The organism is bacterium (assembly GCA_013360215.1).
Lineage (GTDB): Bacteria > CLD3 > CLD3 > SB21 > SB21 > JABWCP01.
On sequence record JABWCP010000036.1, the window covers coordinates 1 to 26,461 of the forward strand.

Genomic DNA, 26,461 nt, shown 5'->3' on the forward strand with positions numbered 1-26,461 from the left:
ATTAGCGGCTTAATGGACGGGCGAATGAACTCATCAAAACATTGAGCTGCATGTTGACGAATCATTTCAGCATCTAATCCGCGTAAATACATTTTATTTTGTTTAAATCCGTTTTTTAAATTCGTCGGATGTTTGCACGAATACCGCAGCGTAGCCAATACCAGATCGGAATACGATATAATTTTTTTTTGAAGCAGATAGCGAATGAAGAGCCGCTCGGATGAGTGCCGCGTGATCGTACCGTCAATATCAAAAAAAGCTATACGACGGCTCACGGTTTATCCTTTACAAAAAACTGTTTCCCCTCAAGTAAAACCGGGATACCTCGCAGGAGACTCACGGCCGTAGTGATAACGGCAAGTATAAGACCTCCGGTATAAGTCAATGATGAAACCCATAGGTATTCCTGTAAATTAGCATCCCGCAGATGCTGCTCTTTAGCCAGTAAAACCAATATCAGATAAGGAAATGTAACGGCTTTGATAACACCATAAAAGGCGCGCATAAACCGGCCTGAAACTAAGAATTTTCCTATTTCAGACTGCATCATTGTGTTTTCCCCAAAAGCCGTTTTGCCGTCGGCCAAGGCCTGGCTACGAATCGCATCCGTCATAAAACCGCGCGACATCACGATGATCGGTATCCACATCGGTATGATGTCCAGATCGGCAAAGACGATCCAAAAAACATTTTCGACAATACGATCACCGGTAATATCAAGTACTCCGCCAAACTGCGTCACTTCATTGCGCTTGCGCGCAACATAACCGTCCAACGCATCCATTACGATAATCAGGATAGCTAGCAAAACAGCCACGATAAGCCACATCGGGCGCTGTGTATAGATCAACACAACCGTCATATAGAGGACACCTATGCGTGCTATAGTGATCGAATTGGCAAGATTTAAAAGTTTCATATTGGCCTATATAAAATATATGTAGATAGACTTATTTTCTTGGTCAATCATTTATGAATAACAACATTCTATGTTATTATGTAATAACTAATCCCAAGTATTTTTAAAATACTTGCAATCATTTTTTTGGAAATTATGAGTTTATCAATTAAAAGCCTATTGTTTTTTATTATCTACAGAACTATTTCTATTAGAATAAATAATTAATTTCTCTAGTTATTATGATGGTGACGCTACAGCAAGTCTTTTTTACAATACGGCGTCAAGTTATGATGTTTTTATCGGTCCTAACCCTGACCAGACTCATTTTCTCAGAGTTTATGACAGAACTCTGATAAATGGAGATACTGGGGGTAATTATCTCAACATTTTACCTTGGGACATAAATAATTCAAGAAAAAATTTGGTTAGTCCAATGAATAATGATATTTCAGCGTCTCAAACACTTCCCAATTCTTAACAAAAAAAAAATTAACATTTTTTACTACCCTGTAGAGCTACCGAAAAACGGTAGCTTTTTTTATCATCGTCTCTAAGTTTATTTCGCAGAGAGTCAAAAAAATACTATTTAAAAGCAGCACATGTTTAACTCGTTTTTTGAATAAAAACTTCAAATCAGACATTGTTTCCATTGTTGCCGACCGCATTTTCTCGAACCGATTTCACATAACGATTTGCGATACGATAACCGACAAAAAACAAAATCGCATACGATAGAGTTTGCCCCCAAGCTACGCCGTACTCTCCGAATATTGAAATAAATATAAACGTAGCAACTAACCCGACCACCCCGCCAACCGCATCACGCATTAAAAATTCAGTCGGTTTACCAAAAATCGATATGATGGTCAGCTGTAAAGCAGACAGTGAAAAGAAAATATATCCGCCAAATACAACCGCCATGATGCCCCACGCATCAGCATACTTCGCCCCTCCCATTATCGGCATAATCCAAGGGCTAAGAATACATAAAATAATCGGAGGTGGTAACGTAAAAGCCAAATACGTTCGTATGTAATTCTGTCTAACATTAATATCGCGCGTTTGTGAAAGTTTGACTGTCAAAGGATCAGAAAAAGCCTGAATGTATTGGCGCAGCATTCCCGCTGTTTTGTTGGCTAAACGAAAATTAGCTAATTGCTCCAGCGGTAACATCGCAGGTATGATCAACTGTTCGCCTTGCTTGAAGCCCAGCCTGAAAAATTTCCTCAGATAAAACGGCCAATATACTTTGACAACCTCCCACATTTTTCCGAGCTGCAGTTCAGAAATACGAGCATATTTGAAGTAATCGCGGACATAATATAAGCGGACCAGCAACGTCAGAAACATGGCTATAGTGATGCCGGTAAAATAATGATTCAGTCCGAGCCATAGATAAAACACAGTCGCAAAAATACGCTCAACGAGATTGCTGGAAGTTTCCAGGAAGGCATCTGTTCCAAAAAGCTGACGGACATTAAAAACAGACGATAAAATACCTTCACAAACAGTGAAAAACAGATGCAGCGTACACAAGTATATCACCCACGTGATATTCAGTTCCGGAAATGAAACTTGAAGATCATCTCGCCACAGTGTACACATTACTAAAAAAAAACATGACGAAAATAATGCTACAACCATCCGTGTAAAAACCGCCGGCCAAATAATTTCACGCACGGCTTCTTCGATTTTCCCGTCTTTTAATAATGGCGGCGCTTCGCGTATTTTACGATAGTGCAAGCCCACATCCGCAATGACTTTTACGAAGCTTACAGCCACTTCATACATTGCAATCAACGCAAAAATAACTTTTGAAAATTCATATGCAAAGTAGATCATGAAAAGCACACTCAGAAGCCCGACGGAGGAACGTCCAAGCAATATCCGAAAGGACTTTTTCATCAGTGAGTTCATGCGACGAGATGCTTCTCGAGGCGGTCAAATAGCGGTTCAACCGGGACTAAACTGTTACCGGCGCGGATATTACCCGTAAGTGATTGACGGATCAATGACAAATCTTTTTTGGATAATCCATAATCTGCCGGATGCGTCGACACTCGCAATAATTTCAAAAGATTTCGTACCGCATCGCCGCCCTGAGCACCAAAAATCGCATTCAAAGCAAAATCTACCTCCGAATGGACGCCGGCCATCGTATCAATAATGTCGGGTAACGTAAAACTGCATGCAATCCCGTGCGGGGTTCCCTTTTGCGCGGTAACATAGTAAGAAATGGCATGCGCAACCGCGGTTTGAGTATTAGAAAAGGCCAACGCCGTATTCAGACTGCCCCACATTTGTCGTGTTCGTAATTCGAGATTGGGCAAATCATCAGCCAACAAAGGCAAAGTAGTCATGATTTCCCGCGCGGCTGTAATCGCATACCGCGTAGAAATAGGGTTTGCGTTTTTATTCCAAATGGCTTCCAATGCTTGCGACAAGGCATCCAATGAGGTTTGGACAGTTATATCGCGTGGAAGACTGAGCGTAAGTTCCGGGTCACAGATACATGCTTCAGCCCAAAGATTCGGCAAATGCAGCGAATATTTTTTCTTTTCCTCCATGTCCCAAACCGTAGCCCATGGTGTCAACTCACTGCCTGTGCCGGCCGTCGTAGGAATGGCGATCATGGGTTTCAGTTTATAACCGGATTTAGCACGCGTTCCGCGAATGATGCCTTCTACGATATCAAACTGATGCGAGTCATCGTATACCGAAAGCGCTTTTGCGCCGTCCATCACACTTCCTCCGCCGAGCGCGACGATCACATCAAATTCTTTTTCCCACGCCGTAGCATACAAATCACGTAGTGCTACAAATGTAGGATTCGGAGGTATCTGATCCAAAACACCGGCGATCTGACCGGTCAAAGATCCAAGTTGATCCAGAATACCTCGTTTGATAAAGCCCGCTGTCGTCACGAGCAATACACGCCGATTACCGACCCAGCGGTTTATTTCCGCCAATGTACCTGTACCAAAACGGATAGTGACCGGATTATAATAAGTAAACGCGTTCATTTGAAAATTTCCTTCGCACGCTCGTAATCCTCAAGAAAATCAATTTCGAGCCATGGTAAATTGCGCGTGGAGCTGCAATAAATTTGAAAACCTTGATGCGCCATACGCGTAAAGGCATGCGTATCATAGTAATTCAAACCTTCCTCAAACATGATCTTTTCCATGTACGCCAGCGCGGCTTTAGGATCTTTGATAAACGCAATACCTGTCCACTCTCCCGCCGCTTCGTGAAGCGGAATACCCTTATTGGATTCGATCAACATATGCTCGGCTGTGACCCGAACTTTCATCGCTTCCTCATTGACCGGGCCAAAATCAGTAATCAGATCCAGCGCACAATCGTGTTGCAAGGCGTCTGTATAGTTAAGTTTCAAAATATCGTTGTGATAAATAATATCCCCATGGAGATAGACGATCGGATCGGCAGCGATCCAGTTTTTTGCAAACCAAAGCGAACCCATGTTGTTGCATTGCTGATAAAAAGGATTGGCAATGTAAGTGATATCCCGCCCCAACGTATCCATGATCATTTCTTTTTTGTATCCGACCACGACAGCAATTTCCTGTATACCCATCGCACGTAGGGCCTTTACGGAACGAAGGAGCAATTCTTCTTCATTGACTTTCAGCAACCCTTTAGGCCGCTCCAAGGTCAACGGATACAAACGGCTGGACAATCCGGCCGCAACAATAACAGCTTTGGTAATATTCATGAAATAAATTCCGTTGTTTATAATGTAAATTCTGCTGCAATCCCCCAACGAAAGCCATAGGGATATACAATTTTGACTTTTTGATCTCCGATCTGAGTCTGTGAAAAAAGCGTATATGATAAATAGGGCGATATGTGCAACGAAGGATTCACTTGAATTTTTGCATTTATCGCTACGTCCGTATAGAAACCATGACCTGATAGGCTTTTCGCATCAAAATAGCCGTCATCCCAACCATAATAGATTTTTGTTTTTGATCGCAGTATCCAATGATAGTGCGCTGAAAGGCCTCCAAAAACTCTTATGAGATTGGTGCGATACAAGCAATACTCACCCGTCACCACTATATCCGGTACAAAGTAATTGTGCTCCGAACGACGCTCGCCTGCAAGAAGAGGTTCTGAATCAATACGTTTTCGATAGTAATAATAAATGCTTGGGCCAAAGCGAAGATGAAAACCATTGGAAATCGGAATCGTATTAAAAATTGCAAAGCCTATGCCATACACTGGCTTCGCTGATTCGCGAAGCGCAGGGTGACGCTTCTTATAAAAGCCTAATAGGTCTTTATTCTCGCTGAACGTCATGCATCCATAACTAATTCGAATAATCGGCTTGGTCATTTCTTGTGTATATATTATCAATGGGAAGAAGAACCAAACCACAATGCAAACGAATATGTTCATTGGCTATCTCCATTATGAAAAGGTAAGCCTTGATGTTTACTTAGTAATATCTCAATTCCAAAAGCCCAGTAAATCCCAACAGCTGGGAATCGCACAGCTGATGTTTCCGAATACAAATCATCATTTTCTTTCAAAACAGCAGTAGACATAAATGCAATTTGACCTGCACCAACAACCGACACGGAGTTACTTATAGAGTGACGTAACTTTAATGCTCCCGATCCAAAATAGCCATCGCCGCGCATATTGTTAAATGTGGAATAACCGTACCCATGACCATGCCCATAACGTATTTTGGAGACCCAAATATTGGCATAAGAAAACTCGATACCCGCCCCAAGAGATATGTATTTGGTCTGGAGAAACTGATATTCAGCACTCAACGATGTTAAAAACATTGGATAATGATGCCACAAATAGAGTTTAGCATAAGTGCCATTCATCAGTCTCTTTTTGCCGCCGGTATCTATTTTATCTTTTGTGTAATGCAGACCAAATGATATTCCGTATCGCCATCGCTGCTTGTGCACCACTTCGTAAGTAAGTAATGCGTTATAACCCATCGGATTACCAAAACTTTTCACATACTTGTCCGAACCAATATTGTCACCCAATGGCATGACGCTTATGCTGGTTTTCAAAATCAGTTGTTGCTCGATCTGGTGACTTGTATCAGCTTGAGCCCAAAGCGAGACAGTAATAAAGCAAAGTGTAAATATATAATAACGTACATTCAAAAAATACACCTCTTACCTCCTCGTCTCTTCGCACAACCTGTATTCACGAAGGGAAATCGATAAATTAGTTGATTGTTCAACCTAATCACGCGTTGGAAAACTAATGCCAACTGGAGCCACAAATTCGCCGTCAGAGAGCACGGTCAGGTTCTTGCAATTAATTTGTTTTTCTAATCGACATTAATCATTAAAGATTGTTGTTATTCAACGACCATTTTCAACATTACTTGATTGTAATGCGAACGTATTATCGCTATCATGATCTCAAAAACGCCATCAACCGTTCTTTGACTTGGTATGGTTTCACCTTAGGACGTCCCAGTTCCGGCGGCGACCCTTTTGATATTCTCATATACAAAAAGGTCAATCCACCATTTGTCTTCCATTCTTTGATCCGCTGTTCCAGTTCATCCAGCGAATGAACGTGTATCGCATGGGTGTATCCTACTGATGCAGCAAGGTCAACAAAATGAATCATATGCGAAACCGTCGCCTGGCCTCCGGTAGAATCGTGTACGTTATTATCGAGTAAGATATGGCACAAATTAGAAGGACTGTAATACGCATTGGTTGCGATAGAACCCATACGCATCAGGAAAGCACCATCCCCGTCAATTGCGATGATTTTTTTCTGCGGTTTGGCGAGCGCTAAACCTAACCCCAAATTACTGATGCAACCCATTGATCCGACCATGTACAAATTATTCGACGCATCTTCGACTTCATACAGTTCACGCCCTGTTTTACCCGTTGTGGCCAAGTGAACGGTGTGCTGATCTTTGACGGCATTGATGCGCGCTAAAGCTTCCGTACGTTTGGGTTTTTGTTCATCGGTAGTTTTAACTATTCTACGAACATTCGCAGGTGACTTCAGCGTCTGCGGTTTTAACTCTTCTTTTTCAAACGTTCCTTTTTTTACAACAAAGAAAAACGTTTTGTTCTGTTTGATGATATTGTCGGCGCGCTCGATTTGTTTTACCGCCTCATTATTGTCAGATGCGAGATACTCCCACGGTATTTCCATCAAATCGAGCATTTTAGTCGTGATCGGCCCCATCAGCTCGTGCTGCGGTTCATCACTTAATCCCGGTTCGCCCCGCAAACTGACAATACCTAAAACGGGTAATTGGAATGTCCAGGTCAGCGATGTAAGCGGTGACGTTGCATTGGTCAGACCGGAATTTTGACAGAGGAATACCGATTTACGACCACCGAGATATGCGCCGGCACATGCCGCTACAGCGTCACCCTCATTGGTGGCCATCACATAATCGCATTCGTTAATCGCATAATTGATCAGATCTTTTAAGAACGAACATGGAACGCCGCTGTAAAAGTCATAGCCTTTCCTTTTCAATTCTTCGCCGAAAACGCGTGTACTGAGCATATTACATATCTCCCGCTTTTTGAAGTTTGACCACGTCATCAATGTCCAGCCATGAGCCGCGTATGTATTTTACAGCTATGGTCGTGGTTTTAGCGATTTCATTAAAAAGATCGGCCATACGCAGATTCTTAAATTCCGGATTTTTGGATAATGTTTCCATGGCTTGTTTGACCGCAGCGGCACCATGCGTATTGACCTTCCACAGACCGACAAACTCACCGTGAATTTCTTCCGATTTCAGATTGGTGGACATACGGACAAATTTAACTGAATCCTGAAACAGGTTTTTGGAGTGCGCACGCTCGGCCCGCACATAATCTTTATATCCGGGTGTCATTTGTACGTCACTATCCACCACGATCGTAACATCGTTATTGTCGTTGAGCAAATCATTTAAAATATAACTTTTAAAGACAATGTCACCGTAGGCAATAACCGTGTTTTCTTTAAGTTCGTTTTTCGCCAGATACAAGCTGTACAACTCCTTCGTGGAGGCATACGCTTCATTATCGATCGTTTTGATATTGGTCGCTTTGATCGTATCTTTTTTATATCCGCGAACCACGGTAATATCTTTGATCCCGACGCGATTAAATTCGTCCGTAGTACGTGCCAGCAATGTTTTGCCTTGGACCTTGAGCAACACCTTCGGTATATCTTTGGTGAGTTCTTTCAGATTGTTACCTTCCGAAGCGGCTAAAATAATCGAATTGACATTTTTACCGGATGCGGGGAGGTATTTATCTTCGGCCGCTTCAAGTTCATCTGCATTTTGCAGGCGAAATATTTCATTCACCGAGGCCACTTTATCTTCAACATTGATCAACGATTGCTCTTCAAAAATTCGTTTGGAAGTGGCCTGCATCGCTGTGATTGAGGTACGAATATTATGATTCGCCCAGATGACCATACTGATACCGATCTGCCGATATAAATCCGTCGGCGTTGAATAATACTTCGTCGGCACAATAACGACCGGGAGTCGGCCGGCCCACTCTTTCATAAACGCTTCGATATCCGATGGATTGGATTTTTTGCTGTGCACGAGCACGGCATCTGCACCCGCCTGACGATACGCTTCGCCGCGACGTAGCGCTTCATCCAGTCCCCATCCTGCAATGAAGGCTTCGATACGCGCTACGATAACAAAATCATCGTCTTTCTGGCTGTCGCGCCCGGCCTTGATTTTGCCGCAAAACTCATCCACATCCGCCAACGGTTGCGCTTCGCCGGAAATAAAAGAATTGGTTTTGGGAAATAATTTGTCTTCGATACAGACGCCGGCTACATTTCGTTGTTCCAGTTTTTGTACCAAGCGTCGCATATTATTAAAATTTCCATATCCCGTATCGCCGTCCAACAGCATAGGAATCGTCGTGGCATCGCTGATGTATTCGCATACATCCAACACCTGCGTCCAGGAAGCTTCATTATTATCACGCACGCCCAGCGATGCCGATATGGACAAACCGCTGCCCCAAATCCCCTTAAATCCCGCTTCTTCTACGATTTTAGCTGATAATCCGTTATGCGCTTCCATGATGAACTCCAGTTCTTTGGAGCGGATCATGTTTTTAAGTAGTGTCGTTTTATTCATGGCATGTTCCTATAACAAGTGTGGGTTAATATTTATTAATAAAGCTTATTTGTGGTTTGAAGGCATTAAATAATACTGCGTAATCCAATAACATACACTTAAAAAGCCGTACAACGTTATAAAATAAAATGATTCCGTAAACATGTCCATTCCTAAACCGATACCCATTAAGATCATATTCATATTCCATCGGGTACCGCTGAATAATCGAAGTTTACGATTCAAATCCGAGGTGTCATATATAGACCGACCGTAGCGACGATTGTATCGGATCGTAATAGGTTTCATTATAAAAAAAAGAAAAACGAGCGCTACCGCATTTACCATAGGCCATGACCAAACCATGCCGGCGCCGAGATGATAAGCTATAGCGACATACCACAACGGATGATAAATCGAATGAGAAACCTTGTCCAACCAATGACCTAATCGGCTTGACTGAAATGTCAAACGCGCCAAAACCCCATCCCACGCATCACATATCATCGTGAATGCGCTCAATGCCAAGCCGAGCGCCCATTGTCCCTGCGCGTACGCCATAAAGGCGCCCGCCGCGATAAAAAGATAACCGATAGTAATCTGATTGGGAGTCAGAGGTACCAAAGGTATTATGCGCATGAGCCTAGCAACGATGCGCACATAAACGTACGTATATAAAACATCCATGACACCTTTGACCGACGCGTCAAAAAATAATTTTTCTGCACGGCGCACCTCCTCCTTCATACGCATATCCGCCGCAATCGCTGGTACATAAACGCGCAGAGAGAGAATATGCGGGTCTATATCTTCCGGACGAATTTGGACTGAGCAGGACTTCTGAATATCAGATTCACCATGCCCACCGTTCAAAACGGAAGAATGAATCCAAGCGGCCAAGAGCCGGTCATCGGTCCCAATATATGCAGCATTTTCTTGGGATCTCATAAGTTCGGAAAAAATCCGTGTATCGTATGCATGCGTACTTCGTAACCATAGTACGCTATCATGTCGCGATATGATAGGTTGAATATCTGCATCTTGAGATTTTCCTGCTTCTATACGATGGATTACTACGTCTTTTATGATTGGTAAATCGAAAGTACTCGATGCTGTTCCAACGAGAATTACTTCTTCACACCCAAATTTTTGTAACTGACGTATGGCACGTGTAAGCGAGGTCAGGCTCCAAACTTTATGCTTCGGCATTCCATCCGTTATGTCAATACAACCCAGCATGAGGTTCCTTAATTAGTCCGTTCTTTTTTTGGCTTTTCAACAATAACGCGCCCAAAATGAAAAACAACATACACCATCATCCAGCAGGCATACGCGATGTATGTTGCTACCGGCTTACCGATAACAAGCCCGACCATCATCATATAGATGAAAATATTACGCCGCGGTAAAAAAAGACGTGCATAGCCATCCAACGGCGAGAAGTCATGAATTCGCATTTTATGATAATAACGAAAAGCACGCGCGGCTAACTTGTCAAGAATATGACCGCCAACTACAGCCGAAATCAAATAAAACGTCGTCTGCCACGAATCTAAAAATCCCGCTACTTTGAGCCCGATACCAAAGCCCACATAATACAGATATATATTGATACGATCAGCCACATGATCCAGCTTATCGCCTTGATCGCTGGTGCGATATGTAAAACGCGCTAATTTACCGTCACATACATCGAGAATACTGACCACGATAGCATGCGCGATACCCCACGTTAATAAACCAAAAGCAAATAGCGGCGCCACTGTAAAAGCAAAAAGTATGCTTGTATAGGTAATTTGGTTGGGAGTGATATGCGTCTTCGCTATCCATTTAACCAATACTTTTGACAATACTTTGTAAAAATACTTCGCTACAACATCAATTGCGCCATAATGCGTGACTTCAAATAAGTACGCTTCCGCTTCCGACGCTGCTCTTTTATCGTGCACTTCAAATGCATAAGGGTGGATAGACTTACGCAAATTGCGCATATAAACCATAGTCCGAGCTACATCAACAACGCTAATTTTCCTATTTTCAGCTAATGCCGCCGCCAATACTCCGACATCATTGCAGGAAACATCCAAATTTTGGAGCGCATTTGCGTCTAGACGCAGCAATCCCGGCATTTTCTTTTGCGAGTTAGCAAACGTCGTATTGCTTTGGGCTTGAATAGCCTGATCTATCAATGCCTCCTGATAAATCGCATTTCCCTGAAGCAACACGAAGGTGTTGTCCTGAATTTCAGGCACCTCTTTTAATGCATCTATCAATAATTTAGGCGAGGGGTGTATTCGATATGTTATAGGCTTAAACCGGCCAAAATCTTCTCTGAACTTAACTCGCCTGTCATCGTTGGTTATAATAACCGTCTGAGTTATTCCGTACAAAGCCAGTAATCGCAAATTGCGCTCTAACAGCGAAATAGAAAAAACAGTAATCTCAGATTGATCTGAACGGGCATCAATGACCGCCAGTCGTTGCTCGTTTTGGTTTTGCTTATTCATCGGGGTAAAATATAATTATTTTTTAAACATCGTGTTTTCGATAATTTCACACAGTATGTGACCGATCATAATGTGCGACTCCTGGATACGCGGCGTATCGTTAGAAGGCACATTGATAAGATAATCACACACATCCTTCATCTTGCCCCCCGTCGTGCCGGTCATTCCCACAGCTATCATATTTTTTTGTTTTGCCGCTAGCATAGCATTCAAGATGTTTTTTGAGTTCCCTGAAGTTGATAATCCGATCAGAACGTCGCCCGATTGCCCCATGCCCTCGACTAACCTTGAAAACACCACATCGTAGCTATAATCATTGGCAATGGCGGTGAGGTAGGACGAGTTTACGTGCAACGCCTCTGCCGGCAAAGGTCTGCGGTCCATATAAAACCGACCACTCAATTCGGCGGCCAGATGCTGTGCATCGGCGGCACTTCCCCCGTTTCCGCAAAACAGGATTTTTTTCTCTTCATTCAGTGCCTTGATCATGATCTCAGCCGTTTTTGCTATAGTATCCAATAATACCGGCTGCGTCAATATTTCTTCTTTGACACGGATCGAACTGCGAATGACATCTGAAATTTTTGTCAAATTCTGGTATTCCATTTTACCTCTATAATAAAACCATGGTATCGTGAGGATGAGTGTCGAACGGATATGCGCATTAGATAAAGTCCTGCGCATAAAAAGTGCGATGGATTTTACGAAAGTTGTTTTAAATTTACAATGAATTCGTTACCGATGTGGAAATTTGTAATCGCGGCACTGGCGGTTTTATGAAGAAAAATTAAATAAAAAATCTTGGCTTGATTAAGCCAAGATTTTAAAAAGATTATATATCGATTTACTGTTATCCGACGTTTTTCATCATCAGTGGTTGATACAAACCATTGGTACGCGCATACAATCCGGCAGGATTGGTGTGCAACATGATTGTTTGTTTCATCAGTCCGGACATTTCGATTTCTAAGTGATGCAGGTCTTCAAAAAAATCTAACTCACCGTATTTGAAATCCGTGACATCCACCCAACCAACATTTTCGCCCATATCAATCATGTGCTGGATAGCACGCACAAAAAACGCATTGCGCGTAACGTCTTTGATCATGGCCGAATCCAAAGCTTGCTTAAAAGCTTCGATACCGGAATTACGAAACGCACGGAGACCGATAGATTCGCCGTTAGCAGCATAGTTATCGATTTCTTTGCTGATTTCTATCACGCGATCACCATTGATACGAACCTTCATATCTTCGTTGTCGTAAGCCGGGTTTTTGTGAATGGCTATACTGACATTCATGTCTTTTTGTGCAATGACTTTGGATAATGCTTTACGTTCAAATACGTTATCGCCATTGATAACAACAAATTCCGTCGTCATTTCATCTTTGGCTAACCAAAGCGAAAAAAGATTATTGGTTGTTGCGTAATCTTTGTTGTTGACCATTTTGAGACGTATATCAAGGCCGTGAATAGCGATATAACGTTCGGCGTAATTTTTCAATTTCTCAATTTCAAAACCACCGATGATAACCACATCTTTGACACCGCAGCTTGCAAGTGTAACCAGCTGGTATTCCAGAATGGTTGTACCTTTAACATCCACCAACGTTTTAGGCGTTTCAGCCGTAAGAGGAAGCAACCGCTTGCCTTGTCCTGCTGCTAAGATGAATGCTTTCATTTTAATATCTCCAGTTCTCTTATTTTCTACTTTTTTTATCACTTTATTCATTGTGACATTCAATTATTATGCAATCTACATGCCAAAGTAATTGAAAATAGAACAAACCTTGCTATGTATTGTTTTTTATTGATTTAATTAAAAATTATTACCGAATTATTAAAGCATGTTACCAAATTGTTGCATGCACGCGAAACATTGAACTTGCAGGTGCAATAAAAAACTTGCATTTCGGCGTTCAAATAAATGTATTTGTGTGATTTAAGACACAACTAACCGTTATAAAAACGAGAGAAGGTCGGTTTATCTGCGGAGAAGAAAAAAGCCAGAAAAGAAGATAAAATTAAACAGCAGGAGGCTTACAAGGTTGTGTGCACCGAGTCTTGATTTCGTAAATATTTTTGAGAGATGTGGTATCCCGTGATATAAAGCGTAAGATAAGTGATGACCTGACCCCATGCGAGGCCATATTCTCCGTAAAACCATATCAGTGCAAATGTAGCCGACAGACCGGTTATACTGCCGATGACATCACGTTTGAGCGCTTCCTGAGGTTGACCCAAAATAGTAACAACCGTAAATTGAAAAATAGAAAGCGCGGATATAGAGTAAGAAACAAAAAGAATGGATAAAATAGGCCAATAGTCGGCATATTTTTCTCCGCCGCCATACTTCATGATCCACGGACTCAGAATCGCTAAAATCAGAGGTACCGGAATCGTAAACATATAAAATGTTTTTTGGTACTGCTGCCTGACAGATATATCGCGCGTTCGGGATAATCGGACGGATAATGGGTCCGAAAAAGCTTCTAAATACGCCTTCATGTATTTGGAAAAACGTTTAGCTAAATTGAAATTGGCTACTTGCTCCAATGGTAACATAAGGGCAACCAGCAATTGCTCGCCTTGTAAAAATCCAAAACGGAAAAAACGCCGCACGTACATGGGAAAATAATATTTAAGCATGGGCCGCATTGTTTTCATCCGAACCTCATGGGGATACCACGCCAATAACTGCCGAACAAACCAGAAACGCAAAAGGGCTATAGCGCCTTGCGCCAAAAGAACACCAGTAAAATAATGATTCATCCCCGCATAGATGTACAAAATCGTAGCCAGTATATTTTCCAAGGTCTGCGCCGAACCATTGAGAATGGAATTAAGCCCAAATTGGCGACGAATTTGGAATAGCTGTATGGATATCGTGCTCAGGCATTCAAAAAAAATCGAAAACCCCGCGATCGTGAGAATATATGGCGCCGAAAGATCGGGAAAAGTTTGGGTAAAATGTGCGCGTATAAAAAAGAAAAATAAAAAAATCACAATCAAAACGATCAGCGATGCCGCAATACGTAAAAAAACAGACGGAAAAATGATCGTACGCATTGCTTCGTCCGTTTTTCCGGCATTCATCAGTGCCGGCGCTTCGCGTATCACTTTGTAGGATAGACCTAAATCAATCACTACTTGCGCCAGAGTACTCAGCGTGGTGTACAATGCAATCAAAGCAAAAGTGGCTTTATCCAGCACATACGCAAAATAAACCGTAAAAAGTACCGACACAAAAGACACACTCATGCGTCCGGCCAAAATCCGCAGTGATTGTTCAAGTAATTTATTCACATGCAATAAACCTTATCCCAGATCGTTTTTTTACACATGTTTTTATTGCATTGCTAACTTAAAAATATCTTCGATCGCGCGTGTTTTGGTGAACGCATCAAAGTGCGTAACCGCACGACGTCTCGCCGATTGGGCCATGGCGGCACGCTCCTGCGGATTATTCATCAGACGAATCATAGCGTTTGCAAGCCCTTTCACATCGCCACTTTCGACGATCAATCCGTTCCCCTCATCGCCGATTACTTCCGGGATACCGCCACGGCGAAATCCGATGACAGGCACTTGGAGCGCCATCGCTTCGAGCGCCGTGCGACCAAACGGTTCATCCCACAACGAAGGTATCGCTAGCACATCCATGCCGCATACGTATGGACGCACATCCGATTTGAATCCGATAAAAATAACACGATCGATCAAAGCCAGTGAATGTACTTGTGCGTGCAGCGATGCATCATACGCCTGTTGTTTACTCGAATTTTGGCCGCCGACAATAACACAGCGAATATCTTTTTCAGGGAACTGCCTGATCATCTCAGCAACAGCGGTTATCAATACATGATAACCTTTTTTAGGAAGCGGTCTCCCGCACGCGCCGACGACAAAAGCCGTTAGCGGAATATGATACTCCTCGCGCAGCCTACTGCGTATCCGCGTAGGATCAAATTCATCGAAATCTATTGAATTGTAAACCACATTTTTTTTATGTGAAGGTACCGGAAAAAGTTTAGCCGTATGCTCCGATACCGCAATAACGGATTTTAATGAGGACCATCGGCTAAAAAAAGCTATCCCTACACGCGACAAGCCGTCGGGCACATTGCGTAAATGCCAAATCACAGGAATTTTTGTTACCCATCCCGCAATGGTACCAATAAAACGTGTCGCGGTAGTATTGGCATGTATCAGTGCAATATGGTGCTTACGAATCAGAGACGGTAAATAAAAAAAACTCACCGCTATGAAATCGCGCACTTGCAAAACCGGCTTGATCCACCGTAAGAAGCCTCGAGCTTGATGCGATGTCATCCCGATGCGCAGATGCGGCTCATATAAGATGGTCGCCAGTTTTTCTTCCTGAACGCGCGTATTGAGAAGGCCTTCTTTTTCCGGTACAGCAATAAAAGCCTCAAACTGCTCTTTATCAAGAAAACGTAGAATATAAAATAAACTACGGGCTCCTCCGCCGTGCGTCAACGACTGCTCAAGGAATAGGATACGCGACTTAGATATGGGCTCTGAGAAGTGTGAATTCATTTCCACAATTTTTTTACCTGATCAAGCCACAAAGAAAGTGCCGTGACATTCCACATAAATTCATAAGCGCGTCGCGGCAATCGTGTTTGCGATGGAGCCGTAGCCCTCCATAACACATTAAGTTGACCATGATCTACAAACGAAAGCAAAGGATTATCTTTTTTCCACACCGTGTTTTCTATATATGCCCGAATTCGCGGTTCTGAAAAAATTTTGTGCATCGGCGGAGTAAAACCTTTCTTTTTTCGATAAACCAAGTCATTCGGAATATTTTGAGCTAACATGGATTTGAGTATTGATTTATTAACGCCGTTTCGGCATTTGATCGAAAACGGCAAGCTCAAGCCATTATCAACAAATTCAGGCGAAAGATAGGGATAAATCATACGATTCCCAAATCGTATCATACTGTCATAAAGTTTAGCTCCGGCTTTACCGGTGCAGGCCATCTGGATATCCGACGCAGCATAATTGGCCAATAAATTTTGTTCATGATACATTGGTTGATCCAAAATATATCGCAAAACTTCTTTTTTTACCGAATCCGGTATGGTATAAAGAATACCATTAAACGGATTACGTGCCAAGTACCACGCCACAGGCAACGGCCATTCCGCCGATAACTTGTGTTTAGCCAAAGTAGCGCTCCATGCCGTGTCATAACGCCAAAGCGACAAACTCCGGTACATCCATGACTTCATTTTACGTACAAGATACGGTGAGCGATAGCGCCGTTGCCATTTTGTATATGCCGTCAAACCGCCGTGCAATCCGTCTGCACCGGTACCATCAATAGCGCTATGTCTGGGAAATTTTTGAGCGACGTATTCGGCTAACACCATAGAAGGCAATGTCGCGTAATCACAAAACGGAAATGAATACGTAAGGCCGATACGCGCCATTTGGGTTTCGGCTTGCTCCATCGTAAACTCTGCGACATGAAGCGGCATTCCCAAATACGTACTTATGGCGCTCGCCACCGAAAGCTCAGGATCGTCCGACCCAAAACTCAAAAATACCGGTTCGATTTTTTTTTGTATTGCTCCGGCATACGCCATGATTAAAGCCGAATCCACGCCGCCGCTAAAAAATAAAACCGACCTATCCGGTATAGAGTGAATCGTGTCCGAGAGCGTCTTTTGCGTGTCCTGGTACGCTTCATTATATGTCTTATTTTCCAACGGCGGAATGCGGTAATGGGTATCTTCAATCACCGCTTTAAACGAAAAACGATACGCACAACCCGGGCGTGTACGACGAATGGATCGGAAAAGCGTAAGCGGTGCCGGAGCGCTATTAAATTGTAAACATGCATAGAGCACGACTTCGTCTATTTCAGGCGAGGCAAAACCAATCATTAACCGCAAATCATCGGAAATCAACCAACCGTTTCCGCAACGGGCATAATAAATTTGTTTTACTATCCACGGCGCACAATAAACCGTTATCTCTTCGGTCGTGGTTTCCCAATGTAAGTAATGTGAATTTTGGCGAAAGTTTCCATTCGGATGTGTATCTGAAAATAAAATATCGGCCGGATTCTGAATCGTTCCCAAGCTGGCTTTAACAAACATCATCTTCGCATTATTTTGCTTTTCCAAACGATAGGTCAAACCGATACCGGCAGCATACCGCGCGACATGGTTTTCAAAATACTCCGGCGGCTTATCGCCGAAAAACGCAATAAAGTAAACGGAGTCGTTATTATTCATAAGTTTTTTTCGGAAGGTACAATATGTTCATACAAACGACGCACGTTTTTTTCCATATCAAAATAATTATTTACAAACTGATATGCTGATGCCATGCATGCACGCGTCTGATCAGACTGGGTTAAACTTTCAGACATGGCATCCGCCAGCGCCAACGCATTCGCAGGTTCACAGAGTAGCCCGGTTTCCCGGTGTTTCACGACTTCCGGAATGCCCGATACATCAGTTGCCACCACCGGTGTTTTAAGAAACATTGCCTCAATGATCACATTGGGGATACCATCCCGGTCACCGTTGGATGTAATAATTGACGGCATAACAAAAAGAGCCGCCGATGCTATTTCTCGTAGAACCTGGGTGTTATTTAGTTCACCGGCCATGGTCACACAATCGGATACATGTTCCTGTTGAATGGCTACCGACAACGATTCCCTTAGCGGTCCGTCGCCGATCAAAATCAATTCAAAACGAAAACCGCGTTTTTTTAATACACCACACGCACGGATCAAATAATTAAATCCTTTTTTTTCGACCAACCGCCCAACCGTTATTATTTTAAAAGGTAACGTTGGATCTTTTTGTGGTCGAATAAAATCATTAAAAATACTCGTAGGAATGCCATGATAATCTAGGTGAATTTTATGCGCTAGATCGTTATATGTCAAAAGCGTTTGACGATTGTAAGCCGTGCACGTTGATACAAATGATGCTTCAGAAAGTTTATTTTTCAGAGCGTTACGGTAAACGTAAATATCATTTGCATGCGCTGATGCGCTCCACGGTATGCCCGTTATCCGACTGACTACAAGAGCCACTTCAGAAACCCATCCCAAAAAATGAACATGTATGTGTTGCGTCGGTTTTTTTTCTATAAGATCAAGCAACCATAACGCATACGCCGATTTTTTAATTGCTTTCCATCGCTTACCTGCATTACGATGCGGAAGTAAAAACCATCCGGCAATGCATCGCACCGAACGCAACGGTCGTCGTAAGAAATACTTCAACGCCTCTTTATGTATTGTACGATCCGGCGATTCAACCGTATCAAGTATGCGGCCTGGATCGTCAAATGCATCCAGGGTATTTTTAGAAAACGTAACAACACGGATCGGTGTAATGCGACGCATCACTTCCACTTCGCGAAAAATAAATGTCTCCGATCGACGCGGAAAAACACCGATCAAATATAAAATTTCTTTATTCATGACTTATGCGATTTTCCGTTCGATTGGCCTCAAATAACGAAAAAAAACGCATAGTTCATCGTACTTTTTTTTATTTGGAAAATTCGACGGATTCGACAGAAAATATGTGGGCCGAGCGGCTGATTTCTCGTTTACGCCAAAAAATCTCAAATAACAGTTTATCATTGTGACGCGCCATTACATCCAACGAAAAATTATTAATCGTCCATTCACGGCCTTGTTTCCCCAGCACTGCGGTTTCTTCCGGACGGAAAATAAGTTTTTTGACGGCCTCGCTCAAGCTCTCCACATTTTCCGGAGCGATAAGCAAACCGCTATAACCGTCGCGAATGGCTTCCGTAATGCCGCCGACTTTCGTACCGATAACCGCTTTGCCACGCATACCGGCTTCGACAAAAACCAAACCGAAACCTTCAACGAATTCACGGGTGACACGACCCGACATGGCAAAAACATCCGCCACTGCATAATAATTTTCCAGCAGTGAAGCCTCAACATAACCGGCAAAAAAAACATGATTTTCCAAACCTAATTTTTTGACCTGCATTTCAAGATTTTTACGCGTGTTCCCCTCACCGACAATGATATAGAGTATTTCAGGAATTTCGTACCGCAAACGATGCACAGCTTCAATAACAAGGTCATGACCTTTGGCCTCGACAAGACGGCCGACCGTTAATACGATCTTTCGATTGCGCCATTGCGGCCAAAGCGTCAGCGCTTCTTCCTTTGTTTTTACAGCTGTCGGATCAAATGCGATACCATTGTATATGACTTTCAGCTTGGATTGCAATATTTTTTCAGGCATAGTATTACGAATCAATTTTTCGGCTTCATTACTAATCGTAACAATAGCGTCGGCACGTCGAATGAACAAGTTACCCAACCACGTCGATAAACCGGCGAAAAAGCCTCGAGAATTATCGGAGCGCAACATACCGCCACCGTGAATTGTACCGATCCAACGGCCGGGTAAAAAAGCCAGCACTGCCGTGGAGCGGCAACCTGCAAATGTTGAGCTCCATATGACATCCGGACGAAATTTCCAATAATGCCTTATAATAGAAATCGTCGCAAAGATAATGCGGATACCGTACCATGCCTCATTGGTTAACGGCATGCGTATGATCTCGTAATCGGAACGTTCAGAAATGATTTTTCGCTTATATTGAGGCGCCAGTAAACGAACCTGATGACCCTGATTATGAAGGCCCTGAGCAAGATGATGTGCGTAGGTCGCGCTGCCCCCGCTGGCCGGAAAAAATTTCATTGCAACGACAAGAATTCGCATACGACTCCAGTAAGAATAAATCCGTAAAATTGTTATTTAAATCACAATAAATAGGTAACACAGAATGAGTATAGGACTGCCAAATTAGGTACATATTAAATCATTATTAACGATTTAATATGTTTATTATATACATTGCCGATCTAACTCCACTTCTGTCAGACAGATATATCTCATACCCGTTATTCACATTTATTCCTTTTCCCAAAATTGACCTAATCATAGGTATGTACAAATCTTCAGGTGTTGGATTTCAATCAATTTTTCAAAGGAAATTCACTGCGACGACTTATCGAGCAATAGCTATGCCACACACATCTGCAATTGCCTCTAAAATTTTCAAGGAATTATCTATTATAATGACGTTATCATCGCTGCATAATTAGTTGAAATATTTCACACTGCCATAAAAAAATGGCATGCATGGATGAATATCGTACTAACCAGGTTTTATTTTCTTAGTGTAGAGACAATTGGCGGTGATCAATAAGCCAATGCGCCGATTGCATAATTACAATTAATTTTAAGGATTCGTACCTACTATTTATTCAAGATTCCCTGACTTAAAAAGCTATATGATATAATTTGTTACGAATGTATATTGAACCGCTTTGATTCAAAAAAGGTAATACAGAAGTCAAAACGACCGTTCGTTATTTATATTTAGAGTTCCATTTTTTTCACACTGCCATATTAAAATTACACACACCATGATTAATTTTTTTCGTTCTATCTTCTCCTCAAAACCCAAGCCTCCGGTAGCACCAATAAAGCCACATCGTGTAACGCATATCGGTAAATCACTTACGGACGATTATTATTGGTTGCGCGACAAAGAAAATCCGGAAGTTATTGCCTATCTGGAAGCTGAAAATGTATATACAGACGCCTTGATGAAACCTACTGAGGCTTTGCAAGATACGCTGTATCGCGAAATGCTCAGCCGCATTCAGGAGGACGACCGATCCGTCCCTGAACAAATCGGTGAGTTTCTATATTATTACCGGACGGAGAAGGACAAGCAGTATAAAATCTATTGCCGTAAAAAAAACGGCGAGGAAAACGAAGCCGTACTACTTGACCTCAACACTCTGGCCAGTCATACACCCTATCTTGCACTCGGCGCCTACCGTGTCAGTCCGGATCACCGTTGGCTCGCATTTACTATAGATCATGACGGATCAGAACAATTCACACTTTACATCAAAAATCTGGAAACCGGAGAATTATCCCCCGAACACATTCCGAATACGTATTACGGTTTGGAGTGGGCCAACGACAGTGCAACGATTTTTTATACGACGCTTGATCCAAGCCTTCGCCCGCATCGGGTGTATCGGCACAGTATCGGCTCAGAATTAACATCCGATCAACTTGTGTACGAAGAACCCGATGAACGGTACTATCTTGACCTTACCAAATCGCGCAGCGGGCGTTTTCTTTTGATAACATTGGCCAGTAAAACAACAACCGAAGTACATTTTTTGAATGCGGATCATCCCGACAAACCGTTTCAAGTATTTCAGGAACGTGTGCAGGGTCATGAGTATAACGTCGAACATTGGGAGGATCGCTTTTTTATCACGACCAATGATCAGGCTGTTAATTTTCGTCTGATGGAAACACCTGCAGATCGGACAAATAAACAAAATTGGCGCGAAGTCATTGCTCCGGGATTTTATAGTTATTCATACACGTACCAACGGCCTCAAAAGCATAACCATTCGCACGCAACCCGATCGAACTGAACATACCGTGCTTTTTCCGGAGCCCGTGTATAGTTATACGCCTTTGCGCAATCCGGATTACAACGCATCGTTTTTTCGTTTGAACTATACTTCGCTTGTAACGCCGTCCACGGTGATGGATTACGACATTAAGAAAAGAGAACTAACGATACGTAAACGGGAAGAAGTGGCAGGTTATGATGCCAACGACTATTCCAGCGAACGCATTTTGGTACAAGCGACGGATGGCACGTTAATTCCCATGTCCATCGTTTACAAAAAAGATCGCTTACCGAACAAACCGACACCGGCACTATTATATGGTTACGGTTCGTACGGCATTTGTATTGATCCGCAATTTGCTTCGCATCGCATCAGTTTACTGGACCGCGGTTTTGTTTTTGCCATAGCTCATATTCGCGGCGGTGATGATCTCGGGCGCAAATGGTACGAAGACGGAAAATTTCTTCACAAAAAAAATACATTCACCGATTTTATCGCCTGCGCAAGGCATCTGATTTCGCAAGGCTATACGACACCCGCTCAATTAGCCATTATGGGCGGAAGCGCCGGCGGTCTTCTGATGGGCGCCGTGATCAATATGCAACCCGATCTCTTCGGAGCGGTCGTAGCCCATGTTCCTTTCGTGGATGTGGTCAATACCATGCTTGATCCCAACCTGCCTCTGACCATCACCGAATACGAAGAATGGGGCAACCCCAATGATCCCGCTTATTTTGACTATATGATGTCTTACGCGCCTTACGAAAACGTTAAACGTCAAGCGTACCCTCATATCCTCGTAACGGCCGGACTGAATGATCCGCGCGTAAGTTATTGGGAGCCGGCCAAGTGGGTTGCCAAACTGCGGCGTATGAAAACCGATCGCAACGACCTTCTAATGCGCACCCACATGGATTTTGGCCATAGCGGCGCTTCGGGTCGTTATGATTATTTGTTAGAGATCGCTTTCGATTATGCTTTTATTATTGAAAAAACCAAACCATCCGGACGTTCTTGATATGACGTGGAAAAAAGTTTTACTTTATTTTTTTATCGTACTGTTTTCGGCAGCCACCGGCGGCGGGATCGTCGGTTATTATGCGTATGAAAAATATTACCGTCCTATGGATCTTGATTTATGGAAAACACGCAACGCATTAGCCGAATCCCATGCGCAACTCCAGGCTATTTATCCCGAATACGAACACGCGAAACAATTTGCCGACTCGCTGCAAACATTCATTCCACTGCAGAGCGGGCTTAATTATCCGATGGAAAGCGAACGTCAGTATTATTATCACGACAAAATGTTTAATATCATCTACGATACCAAACGTTATCTGGAGCAGAAACGTCGCAAACAGGAATCGCATTTTCTGGAATTAGTAGATCATGTGATGCCGCATGAAAAACATCTGCGCATGATCCTCGACAGTATCGGCGTAAAAACAAACGATACGCTTCATCTGGAAAAAAATGCACAGGCCATCATGGATTTTGTTCAGTGCATACCGTATCAATCCGAAAACCGTGCTTACACCAAAATGCCGCTGGAGACGTTGTACGAAGGCGGAGGGGATTGTGAAGATTTAGCTGTTCTAGCGTATTCGCTACTTACGACGGCCGGCATTGAAGCGGTACTGGTCGTACCCACACGTACGATTGCCTCCATAGATCATGCAACGGTCGCTATTCATGGAAATTTTACAGGCCAATATATTGAACATAATCAGAAGCGTTTTTTTATCGCCGAATCCGCCGGCACGACCGACGCACGCAAACCCAAACGTTTTAAAATCGGTCGCGCGGAAAAATACAACATTTCACTCGTACTCGGTGACAGCCTCGAAGTTGCCAAACACGAAGTGGACTGGATCATCAAAGAAAAACTGCGAACCCGGTAAACAACCTCAATTGCTTTTACAAACGGCAATCAGTTCTTTTGAGTTTTCATCAAAGGCCGTACGATCAAATCCGCCGTACATTGTCTCCAGCGCCAACCCGCTCCGGTAAATCAAATGCTCCAGTTCAAATCGGAAATAATAACGTACCCGAAATGACCACGATTCATCGTGCGTCGTACCGTTTTCATCCCAGACATAACGCATCGTCACATGATTGATTTGGTGCATGAAATCCGGGACGACAGTGGTAAATCGTTTGAGACGTTGACCCGGCGCCCATTCCCCGTCGAAATCCAACGTGGATTCACGGCCTTGTGAGCACAATACCGGGTCCGGATTAAAAACATCCAAAATTAATGTACCGCCGGGTTCCAAATGATCTTTGATGCAGGCTAACGCCGCAAGTTGCTCATCCACCGTACGAAGATGCGTGAAAACGCGAAACGGCGCGACAATCAACGCAAAACGGCGATCCATCGTAAAATCGCGCACATCCGCGACACTCACACGTTGCTTTTCTTTGGCATCAAGTTTGGCTTGTAAGGTGCGAATCATCGTTGCACTGGCATCCAGTCCGTAGATATCCGCACCGGCACGCAGCGCTTCCATAAAAAGCCGCCCCGTTCCCACGCCGACTTCCAAAACAGAGCCTTGCGCGCGGGTTGTTTCTTCGACGTAAAAATCATGATCTATGGATGTACGTATTTTGGCATACACCGTATCATAAAATCGTGCTACAAATTCAGGATAAGCCGTAGAAGCCGACATAGGTATCTCCTTTGGAGTTGGCTATTGAATAATGAAAACTATTGGGTTAAATTTACGGGTGCAAGGATAATTTTATCAATTTATCAAAACTGCTTTTCTGAAAGAACTATAATACTTATGAGCATAACCCATCGCACCATCAAAAAAATTCTCATCGCCAATCGCGGTGAGATAGCCATACGCGTCATCCGGGCATGCCGGGAAATGAATATAAAAACTGTCGCCGTTTTTTCCGAAGCGGATCGTACGGCGGCACACGTTCGTTTAGCGGACGAAGCCTATTGTATCGGCGAACCGCCGTCCAATAAAAGCTATCTGCGCATGGACAAAATCATCGAAGTTGCCAAAAAATCCGGCGCGGATGCGATTCATCCCGGATACGGTTTCCTCAGTGAAAATGAAGATTTTGCCGATCTGGTCATTCAAAACGGTATTATTTTTATCGGCCCGTCGTCGGAAGCGATGGCGCAGATGGGCAGTAAAACCGCGGCCAGAACGCTGGCCAAAAAAATGAATGTTCCGACCGTGCCCGGTACCGAATCCGGTATCAAAGATAAAAACGAAGCCATCACGATCGCCGAAAAAATCGGCTTTCCTGTTTTGATCAAGGCGGCGGCCGGCGGCGGCGGTAAAGGCATGCGCGTGGTTCAAAAAATCGAAGAACTCAGCGAAGCGATCGATCGCGCACGCGGCGAAGCGCTCAATGCCTTCGGTGACGATACCGTTTTCATCGAAAAATATGTCACTAAACCGCGGCACATCGAAATCCAAATCATCGGCGATCAACACGGCAACATGGTGTATCTCGGCGAACGCGAATGCTCCATACAGCGCCGTCACCAGAAAGTGATCGAAGAAGCGCCCTCGGCCATCGTAACACCGGAAATGCGTAAACGTATGGGCGAATCCGCCGTTCGTTTGGCGCAAGCCGTCAATTACTACAATGCCGGTACGATGGAGTTTCTCGTGGATGCGGATATGAATTTTTATTTTCTCGAAATGAATACACGTTTGCAAGTCGAGCATCCCGTCACGGAAATGGTCACCGGCATTGATATCGTCAAAGAGCAGATACGCATTGCATCCGGCGAACCGCTTTCCTTCCGGCAGGAGGACATCCGCATACACGGCCATGCTATCGAAAGCCGCATTTACGCCGAAGATTGCGAAAATAATTTTGCACCGTCCATCGGCCGCATCGAACATTTGGAACCGTCGTACGGCCCGGGCATTCGCGAAGACAGCGGCGTTTTCGAAGGCGATACCATCCAGATCTATTATGATCCGATGATATCCAAATTAGCGGCCTGGGGACCCACACGTGAAGAAGCCATTAACCGCATGCGGCGCTCCTTGCGTGAGTATGCGATTGTCGGCGTCGAAACCACGATTCCGTTTTGTCTTTTTGTAATGGAAAACGAAAAATTTCGCTCCGGCGATTTTGATACCAGTTTCGTGGGAAAGGAATTCACTCCGGAAAAACTTCAGCATAAAGAAGAAAAAATGGCCGCCATTGCCGCGGCTGTTCATGACTTTGCAAAAAAACGTGATATGAAAATCAGTACGGACGCATTGACAGCTTCCTCTCCCAAATCCAGCCGATGGAGGCGAAACCGTAACTAAGGTATGTTTTAGCGGTATGCATAACAGAATGTGTGAAACATAAACAAAAAAGGCGGCTCATCGGCCGCCTTTTTTTATCATCATTTTCAAATATTACTTCGCTGCAGGCTCTGCGGGTTTTTCGGTAGCTTCCTG

21 protein-coding genes and 1 pseudogene are annotated in these 26,461 nt (G+C 43.5%); 3 read left to right on the plus strand and 19 right to left on the minus strand.

Translation table 11 applies throughout. The features are described 5' to 3' along the window. The 18 genes from HUU58_14695 to HUU58_14780 form a co-directional block, all read right to left on the minus strand. Positions 1-275, minus strand: a 275-nt coding sequence (locus HUU58_14695) for a hypothetical protein (protein NUN46923.1), incomplete at its 3' end; no start/stop codon positions are given. Continuing rightward, on the minus strand, positions 272-919 hold the full coding sequence (locus tag HUU58_14700; protein ID NUN46924.1) for a CDP-alcohol phosphatidyltransferase family protein: 648 nt from the start codon (positions 917-919) through the stop codon (positions 272-274). The genes HUU58_14700 and HUU58_14695, both read right to left, overlap by 4 nt. A 615-nt stretch (positions 920-1,534) precedes the next feature. After that, entirely contained in the window at positions 1,535-2,806 is a 1,272-nt protein-coding gene (locus tag HUU58_14705; GenBank protein ID NUN46925.1) for an oligosaccharide flippase family protein, read from the minus strand. Positions 2,807-2,814: 8 nt separating this feature from the next. Then, the gene (locus tag HUU58_14710; GenBank protein NUN46926.1) at positions 2,815-3,924 is read right to left on the minus strand and encodes a phosphonoacetaldehyde reductase; all 1,110 of its coding nucleotides are present in this window, start codon (positions 3,922-3,924) and stop codon (positions 2,815-2,817) included. Further along, positions 3,921-4,637, minus strand: coding sequence for a phosphocholine cytidylyltransferase family protein (locus HUU58_14715; GenBank protein ID NUN46927.1), 717 nt, complete (start codon positions 4,635-4,637; stop codon positions 3,921-3,923). Before HUU58_14715 ends, HUU58_14710 begins: the two co-directional genes overlap by 4 nt. A gap of 17 nt (positions 4,638-4,654) precedes the next feature. Then, on the minus strand, positions 4,655-5,323 hold the full coding sequence (locus HUU58_14720; protein ID NUN46928.1) for a hypothetical protein: 669 nt from the start codon (positions 5,321-5,323) through the stop codon (positions 4,655-4,657). Continuing rightward, positions 5,320-6,060, minus strand: a complete 741-nt coding sequence (locus tag HUU58_14725; GenBank protein NUN46929.1) for a hypothetical protein — start codon at positions 6,058-6,060, stop codon at positions 5,320-5,322. Before HUU58_14725 ends, HUU58_14720 begins: the two co-directional genes overlap by 4 nt. Positions 6,061-6,316: 256 nt before the next feature. Further along, positions 6,317-7,447, minus strand: a complete 1,131-nt coding sequence (gene aepY, locus HUU58_14730; GenBank protein NUN46930.1) for a phosphonopyruvate decarboxylase — start codon at positions 7,445-7,447, stop codon at positions 6,317-6,319. Position 7,448: 1 nt separating this feature from the next. Then, positions 7,449-9,044 (minus strand): phosphoenolpyruvate mutase, encoded by a 1,596-nt coding sequence (aepX, locus tag HUU58_14735; GenBank protein ID NUN46931.1) that lies wholly within the window; start codon positions 9,042-9,044, stop codon positions 7,449-7,451. 45 nt (positions 9,045-9,089) lie between these two features. Next, positions 9,090-9,971 (minus strand): CDP-alcohol phosphatidyltransferase family protein, encoded by an 882-nt coding sequence (locus HUU58_14740; GenBank protein ID NUN46932.1) that lies wholly within the window; start codon positions 9,969-9,971, stop codon positions 9,090-9,092. Positions 9,972-10,270: 299 nt separating this feature from the next. After that, on the minus strand, positions 10,271-11,530 hold the full coding sequence (locus tag HUU58_14745) for a CDP-alcohol phosphatidyltransferase family protein (protein ID NUN46933.1): 1,260 nt from the start codon (positions 11,528-11,530) through the stop codon (positions 10,271-10,273). Positions 11,531-11,545: 15 nt separating this feature from the next. Further along, on the minus strand, positions 11,546-12,136 hold the full coding sequence (gene gmhA / locus HUU58_14750) for a D-sedoheptulose 7-phosphate isomerase (protein NUN46934.1): 591 nt from the start codon (positions 12,134-12,136) through the stop codon (positions 11,546-11,548). A 244-nt stretch (positions 12,137-12,380) separates the two neighbouring features. Next, positions 12,381-13,211, minus strand: a complete 831-nt coding sequence (locus HUU58_14755; protein NUN46935.1) for a phosphocholine cytidylyltransferase family protein — start codon at positions 13,209-13,211, stop codon at positions 12,381-12,383. A gap of 359 nt (positions 13,212-13,570) precedes the next feature. Further along, positions 13,571-14,836 (minus strand): oligosaccharide flippase family protein, encoded by a 1,266-nt coding sequence (locus HUU58_14760; GenBank protein ID NUN46936.1) that lies wholly within the window; start codon positions 14,834-14,836, stop codon positions 13,571-13,573. A 42-nt stretch (positions 14,837-14,878) separates the two neighbouring features. After that, on the minus strand, positions 14,879-16,096 hold the full coding sequence (locus tag HUU58_14765) for a glycosyltransferase family 4 protein (GenBank protein ID NUN46937.1): 1,218 nt from the start codon (positions 16,094-16,096) through the stop codon (positions 14,879-14,881). Beyond that, positions 16,087-17,802, minus strand: a complete 1,716-nt coding sequence (locus HUU58_14770; protein NUN46938.1) for an asparagine synthase — start codon at positions 17,800-17,802, stop codon at positions 16,087-16,089. The genes HUU58_14765 and HUU58_14770 overlap by 10 nt, the downstream gene beginning before the upstream one ends. Then, positions 17,799-19,010 carry a glycosyltransferase gene (locus tag HUU58_14775; GenBank protein NUN46939.1) on the minus strand — a complete coding sequence of 404 codons (1,212 nt, stop codon included), beginning with the start codon at positions 19,008-19,010 and terminating at the stop codon, positions 17,799-17,801. Before HUU58_14775 ends, HUU58_14770 begins: the two co-directional genes overlap by 4 nt. 70 nt (positions 19,011-19,080) lie before the next feature. Further along, positions 19,081-20,301 (minus strand): glycosyltransferase family 4 protein, encoded by a 1,221-nt coding sequence (locus HUU58_14780; GenBank protein ID NUN46940.1) that lies wholly within the window; start codon positions 20,299-20,301, stop codon positions 19,081-19,083. Positions 20,302-21,011: 710 nt separating this feature from the next. On the opposite strand from HUU58_14780, the pseudogene HUU58_14785 reads away from it, so the two are divergent. Then, positions 21,012-23,049: pseudogene (locus HUU58_14785) on the plus strand (S9 family peptidase). Position 23,050: 1 nt separating this feature from the next. Continuing rightward, on the plus strand, positions 23,051-23,935 hold the full coding sequence (locus HUU58_14790) for a transglutaminase domain-containing protein (GenBank protein NUN46941.1): 885 nt from the start codon (positions 23,051-23,053) through the stop codon (positions 23,933-23,935). Positions 23,936-23,941: 6 nt separating this feature from the next. Here the strand turns inward: HUU58_14790 and HUU58_14795 are convergent, their stop codons facing one another. Further along, the gene (locus tag HUU58_14795) at positions 23,942-24,703 is read right to left on the minus strand and encodes a class I SAM-dependent methyltransferase (protein ID NUN46942.1); all 762 of its coding nucleotides are present in this window, start codon (positions 24,701-24,703) and stop codon (positions 23,942-23,944) included. 117 nt (positions 24,704-24,820) lie between these two features. Between HUU58_14795 and accC the strand changes: the two genes are divergently transcribed. Further along, a complete protein-coding gene (gene accC, locus HUU58_14800; protein NUN46943.1) occupies positions 24,821-26,326 on the plus strand; it encodes an acetyl-CoA carboxylase biotin carboxylase subunit in 1,506 nt (501 codons plus the stop codon). Positions 26,327-26,461 lie beyond the last annotated feature (135 nt).